Origin of the sequence: Arthrobacter sp. NPDC092385 (assembly GCF_044755105.1) — a bacterium.
Lineage (GTDB): Bacteria > Actinomycetota > Actinomycetes > Actinomycetales > Micrococcaceae > Arthrobacter_D.
The window spans coordinates 1-5478 of the sequence record NZ_JBIVQL010000034.1; the positions used below are offsets into that span (position 1 = coordinate 1).

Sequence of the window (5478 nt, forward strand, 5' to 3'; positions counted from 1 at the left end):
AGTGAAACTGTCATACCCACACTATAGACAAGCGTGGCCTTCTGTCACAAGTGGCGACTTGTCTATCGATCAACGTGTCCGGTCAGTACATCTAGCTGTCGAGCGTAAGAGTCGGCGTAGCGCTTGTTCTGACCCACCCATGGACAGTACGAGCCAGCACCGACAACTAGGCTTGTGAATATTAGTTCTAATGCTTCTAATAGTAGTAATGTCCCCTCCCGCTAGATCGAGGCTGTGCACGACCACCGCTCGTTCGGGGCGAGTTGTCCGCGTCGGTGACGTGGTGGGTGTGTGCAGGCGGTCAGGTTGGTTTCTGCTGTCCACGTGTGTGCGGCCCAAGCAGCGTAGCGGGGAGGGCTTGGGCCGTGCCCAGGACGCTCCTATAGGTGTCAATTGCTGTGGGGCCGCTGCTCACAGCCGGGGACAGCTCTGATGGGTTATCCACCGCTACGATGGCCGGGGAGCTACCTCAAGGCTCCCTAGTTTCAGCCGTGGATAACCCGACCTGACCCTAACCGTGGACAGTTCAGTAGCTAGGCCACTTAGAGAGTGGGGCAGTTACATGCAAAATGCGCACGTTCGGAACCAGCTACCGCTCATAACGGTGGCGTTGTGGGATGACGGGACCCACACCGGCCGGTTGCACACCACCGCCGGGTCACCACAACAGCCACAGCTTACTATTCAGTGCCGGCGGGCGTGCACAACGTCGGTCAGTCGTGGTTTGGATGAAAACTTTCCGTCAACGGTTACCTACAGCCGTTCCGGTTGTCCTGTCAGGCTACGGCGCCAATCACGCCCCTCTAGCTGATATGTCATTTCAGCAGTGAAGCGAGTCATTGGACGACCACTGAGTTCTTCAGCCCGCGCAGGCACTTCCTGAATTTCGAATGTGTCGCGGAACGTTTCTCCCTTTGGGACGTAGAAGTCAGCGGGGACCTGCCGCTTGAGCTTGAGCTGATCGTCGATCTTGACCGTCCGCACGACGATCCCGTGCTCAGAGTGGTTCTTGATGACGACGTGGAAGGTTGTCATGAGCTGATTCGGTGAGGAGCCGATCCCGCCTCCGCCTTGTAAGGCGATCGAGACAGTTTGAGCCTGCTTCATCTCCGCATGTTCACGCGCCAACTGCGTCGCACGTTCCTTCGTGTATTCAGCGTCTCGGGCTTCTTCACGCGCCACCTGATCCGCCCTGAAAGCCCGGACAGCCCATAAGAGCGTGAGAATCGTTCCCACACCTCCAAACCAAGTGCCCGTTGCCTCGATCCAGTCAGGCGACCAGTCCTTCACAACTAGGAGTGCCGCGCACATGCCCACGATGGAGCCGGCAAGGCCACACATAACCGGGACAATCACTCGGGATGACATCGCACCACCCTAGTCAAACAAGCGCACTTGATGGCGGTGACCCAACAACGGTGAATAACTCGCGGTCCTTAGAAGCGTTGATACCCTACGCGGTCGAACCGTAACCGGACCATGCGACATTTTAACGGCCTAGTTACGACGGGTTTGAGTATCCGTCGATTGTTCTGTCCCGCACGAGTTGATGTGCGACGTCGTGCAGCTTCACATTGGACCGGTTGCTTGCCTCGTGCAGGATCCCGAACGCCGCATCAGCGTCGATCGTGAATCTTTCCATGAGCATCCCCTTGGCCTGTCCAATCATGTCCCGGCTGCTCAGTGCCTCGCCGAGCTGTTCAACCTTGTCCACCTCGCTGCGCAACGCGGCCACCAACTCATTCACACGAAGCTGAGTCGGATCGTCGGACCCAGACACGCCAGTCACGCCTTACTCCTCATGCTAGCAACCTCTTCCCGAGACCCGAGTGGTTCATCCCGCCCCAACACGGGTGCTCCGGCAGAGCCTACCCGCGGGTGATTCATCTCCTGGTCTCTTCTGGTCACAGGGGAGGGGGTGAGTACTGACGAGCGCTATGGATCAGGATTGCTAGGAGAATGAGTATTTAGGCTTTTTTGCTAGGAGGGTGGGAGGCAGTAGTCTATCGCTGTGGTCGAGAAGTGGCCCTCTCGTTTCACCTGAATCCTGGAGTGCAGAAGCGACATGAAGTCCCTGCCTTTTATGACTACCCGCAGTTCCGATTACGTCTTCAGCGCCGACGCGGAGTACGAGTTCATCGACGAGTTGATGGAGGATCTCGCGGATGTTCCGACCCGTGTCCTGCGTCGGATGCTCAACGAGGTCTACGAGGACCTTGAATCCGAGGAGCCGGCCTACGGTGCCGCCTACCGGTATCGGGAGCTCTGCAAGGAACTCGACATCCGCGAGGCCAGGGCAAAAGCCCTCACCACTGGCGTTGCTACGGTTTTCCCGCTGCGTGCTGCACGCAATCTTTTTAGCAGGCAGGGCAGGGACACACGGCCCAGCTTCTAGCGAGCAAGGGCAACAGTCTTCCGCATGCCCCTCCCGGGCACCCCACCCCGCATGGTCTGACCGCAGGGGGTGCTATTCGCTGCGCACGTACTGCCGCGCATGCCTGGTCCCTGTGTGGAGCACTGATGCGCGTAGACCATCCCCGGCCAGCCACCGCGAGTGGGTGGGCGAGTAGATATCCAGTGCCATACAAGGACGTTTTCGTGACCGATTTTCCCGCTGAATCATCAAGAACACCGCAGCCCGAAACATACGCCGCAGCAACTAAGCAAGCCTTCGGACGGTGCCCGAACCTCAGTGGCCTGCAGTTGCTGTCCGTCGAGAGCCGGCATGGCTTTCTCACGGCACGCTTCGAAGGTCCGATTGATGATTTCCGCGGACCCTATGGCGTCGTTGTGCGCCTGCCGAAAGACCAGCTGGACAACCAGTGGACCGAGTATGCGGGGTCCGGAACTGTGTACGAGTGGGCTCACGCGGCGGTAGCGATGCGCGCCGTCAACGCTCACGCCGCCAGCGCCGACCAGGACCGCGCATACAGCCCCGACGGCACCTGGTGGCTCATCCGCGACACCAACCCTGACTAAGCATGACTGGTCTTCGGTTCGCCACGGCTACAACCGGAACCGAAACCGGAACCGAGTCAGGCTCTACCTTTGTGCCTCGTTGTAGGCGTTAACGATCGAGTGCGAGATCCGGCCGCGAGAACTGAGCTCGTAACCGTTGTTCTTCGCCCATTCGCGGATGCGCTGAAGCTCCTCACGCCTACTACCAGCACTTCCCGCCGGCCGGTCGTCCTTACTCGCAACCTTTGATGCAGGTCCCTGCTCCTCATCAGAGGCTTCGTCAGAACCTTCGTCCTCAGGCTCCCTCGGGGAGTCTTGTTCCTCGTCCGTGAGTGGGGGAGGGGTCCCGTCAAACCCAGGGTTGGTGTTGTAGTTCTTCTCGAGGTGCTCTTTGATGTCGTCGCGGAAGATGATCCACGTGCCGCCGAGACGGATGGCCGGCATTCTTCCATCGCGTAGCCACCGGTACGTCACCGTTTTGTCGGACAGCCCAAGAACGTCGGTGAGCTGTTCGACACTGAGCCGTGACGGCAGATCAGCGAAGAGGGTGTCGAGTGCTCGACTCATGATCGACTACGTCCGTCCAGGCTGGGAGAGCTACTTGTTGGCCTCGTTGTAGGCATCCACGATCGACTGCGGAACCCGGCCCCGCGAGCTGGGGTTATGCCCGTTGTCCTGCGCCCACTGGCGGATTTTCTGTACCTCGTCGCGCTTCGCGCGGCTCGTAGAAGTCCCACGCTGCCCACTTCGGCCGCTTTGTCCGCTGCGCCCAGTAGACGCCTTACGGGCAACATCAACGTACTGCGACAGCGCAGACCGCAGCTTCTCGGCGTTCTCCGTCGTCAGATCAATCTCGTACTCCGTGCCGTCGACAGCGAAGCGCACTGTCTCCTGCGCTACTTCGCCGTTGAGGTCGTCGACAAGGTCAATCTGTACACGCTGCGCCATGTTCTACTCCAAGAATGTTCGAGATGAATCGATGAACCCCAACCACTGAGTCTATCGCGGATTATGCAGGTGCCGCACATCAACGAGTGAAAAGACGAGGGTTCGAAAACGGGCTCGGCTTGCTGTTTCCAGGATTTCCCGAAGCTGATTTGTCCCAACTAACGACCGATAACAGCGCATATGACACGTGTATCGACGTCGGATGTCGAAGTTTCAGTCTGCTCAGGTGGTGTCGCGCAGATTCGCCTATTCGTGCAGCAGATCCTATGGATACCTCTCAGTCGGACACACATTCAGACGGTTTTGTGCGCGTCTAGCGGCTTGCGATACCTGAGTGCTGGCACTATCGATCCATGACTGATCGGACCTTCACCGTTGCTGGTACCACCTATTCCGTCACTGAGGCATTTGCGCGATTGAAGGGCTATCCGTGGAAGACACCGTTGGCCTTCGATCTACAGGGCACAGGCGAACCGGGCGTACTGACCACCGATGAGGTCATGCGCACACGGAAGGTGAGCTCACGAATGTCCTACGCACAGGCTGCCCGATTTGTCGATGCAGCGGCTACTGCACCGTGGGTCGATGCCGCTGCAGACCTGGCTGACGCGAATCCGCAGGAGGCGGGAGGATTGTTCAGCGACATGACGGACTTGTACTCGCACTTTGCTAAAAGAACGTCACCGGATGTGAGCATTGCGAAACTCTCCAAGGTCCTGTACCTTAAGCACCCAGCTCTCTATCCGATCCTGGATACCCATCTGTTGAAGGCATACAAGCCGCAGACCCGGGGCCTACGTACGACCTACCGTGATTTCGAGGCGCACCAGCGAGCATGGGTTGTCATCCGCGAAGAACTCCTCGAGGTACGTACCACTGGGGCGATAGATGAGCTGCGTCAACGGCTCCGCGACTTCGACTCGTCAGAGGACGACGAGGTGGCGCGGGTCCATCGGCTCGACAAGCTCACTGACTTGCGTTTGCTCGACATCTTGGTCTGGTGAGGACGCCATGCCGTCTGAACAATGCTCGAGCATTTATACCGCTGTCGTAAGGAGGCCCCATAAGTGTGGCGGCGAAGGGAGTCAGAAATGACGAATGCGCAACCTTATGGTGAACGGTGGGACTCTACGCTGAGGAAGGTCGTTTCTCAAGCTCTACCCATAGATAGCGGTGGCGTTCCGGCCGAGCCAGGTATCTACATCTGGTTCCGTGATGGCCAACCCATCTATGTAGGTAAAGCCCGTGGGGCAGAGGGTCTGCGCCAGCGGCTCAGGGCGCACTTCTCTTCAAGTTCGGACCTGAGCCGCAGCACCCTGCGGGCGAGTGTCGCTGTGGCCCAACTCGGGGTGACCCGTTCAGTGGCTCGTCAGCGGCCCAGTGTTATGACCCCAGAGCAAGTAGCGGTAGTCAATCAGTGGCTTGCAGGGTGTGAGGTGGGTTGGATTGTTTGCGACAGCGCTGTAGTAGCTAGCCACCTAGATGTACTGACCGGACACGTTGATCGATAGACAAGTCGCCACTTGTGACAGAAGGCCACGCTTGTCTATAGTGTGGGTATGACAGTTTCAC

8 protein-coding genes are annotated in these 5478 nt (G+C 58.5%); 4 read left to right on the forward strand and 4 right to left on the reverse strand.

The genetic code is table 11. The features are described 5' to 3' along the window. Positions 1-753: 753 nt before the first annotated feature. Positions 754-1368 (reverse strand): hypothetical protein, encoded by a 615-nt coding sequence (locus ACIQCY_RS18075; protein ID WP_400485184.1) that lies wholly within the window; start codon positions 1366-1368, stop codon positions 754-756. A gap of 133 nt (positions 1369-1501) precedes the next feature. After that, positions 1502-1789, reverse strand: a complete 288-nt coding sequence (locus tag ACIQCY_RS18080) for an ANTAR domain-containing protein (RefSeq protein ID WP_400485185.1) — start codon at positions 1787-1789, stop codon at positions 1502-1504. Between the two features lie 276 nt (positions 1790-2065). On the opposite strand from ACIQCY_RS18080, the gene ACIQCY_RS18085 reads away from it, so the two are divergent. Continuing rightward, positions 2066-2395 (forward strand): hypothetical protein, encoded by a 330-nt coding sequence (locus ACIQCY_RS18085; RefSeq protein ID WP_400485186.1) that lies wholly within the window; start codon positions 2066-2068, stop codon positions 2393-2395. A gap of 203 nt (positions 2396-2598) precedes the next feature. Next, positions 2599-2979, forward strand: coding sequence for a hypothetical protein (locus ACIQCY_RS18090; RefSeq protein ID WP_400485187.1), 381 nt, complete (start codon positions 2599-2601; stop codon positions 2977-2979). 63 nt (positions 2980-3042) lie between these two features. Here ACIQCY_RS18090 and ACIQCY_RS18095 read toward each other — a convergent pair whose 3' ends face one another. Both ACIQCY_RS18095 and ACIQCY_RS18100 read right to left on the reverse strand, forming a co-directional pair. Further along, positions 3043-3525, reverse strand: coding sequence for a histone-like nucleoid-structuring protein Lsr2 (locus tag ACIQCY_RS18095; RefSeq protein ID WP_400485188.1), 483 nt, complete (start codon positions 3523-3525; stop codon positions 3043-3045). A 30-nt stretch (positions 3526-3555) separates the two neighbouring features. Then, positions 3556-3906 (reverse strand): Lsr2 family protein, encoded by a 351-nt coding sequence (locus tag ACIQCY_RS18100; RefSeq protein WP_400485189.1) that lies wholly within the window; start codon positions 3904-3906, stop codon positions 3556-3558. A 353-nt stretch (positions 3907-4259) separates the two neighbouring features. Between ACIQCY_RS18100 and ACIQCY_RS18105 the strand changes: the two genes are divergently transcribed. Beyond that, positions 4260-4910 carry a DUF6308 family protein gene (locus tag ACIQCY_RS18105; protein WP_400485190.1) on the forward strand — a complete coding sequence of 217 codons (651 nt, stop codon included), beginning with the start codon at positions 4260-4262 and terminating at the stop codon, positions 4908-4910. A gap of 87 nt (positions 4911-4997) precedes the next feature. After that, positions 4998-5417: a GIY-YIG nuclease family protein gene (locus ACIQCY_RS18110; protein ID WP_400485191.1), complete on the forward strand. Its 420-nt coding sequence runs from the start codon at positions 4998-5000 to the stop codon at positions 5415-5417. The last annotated feature ends 61 nt before the right edge of the window (positions 5418-5478 follow it).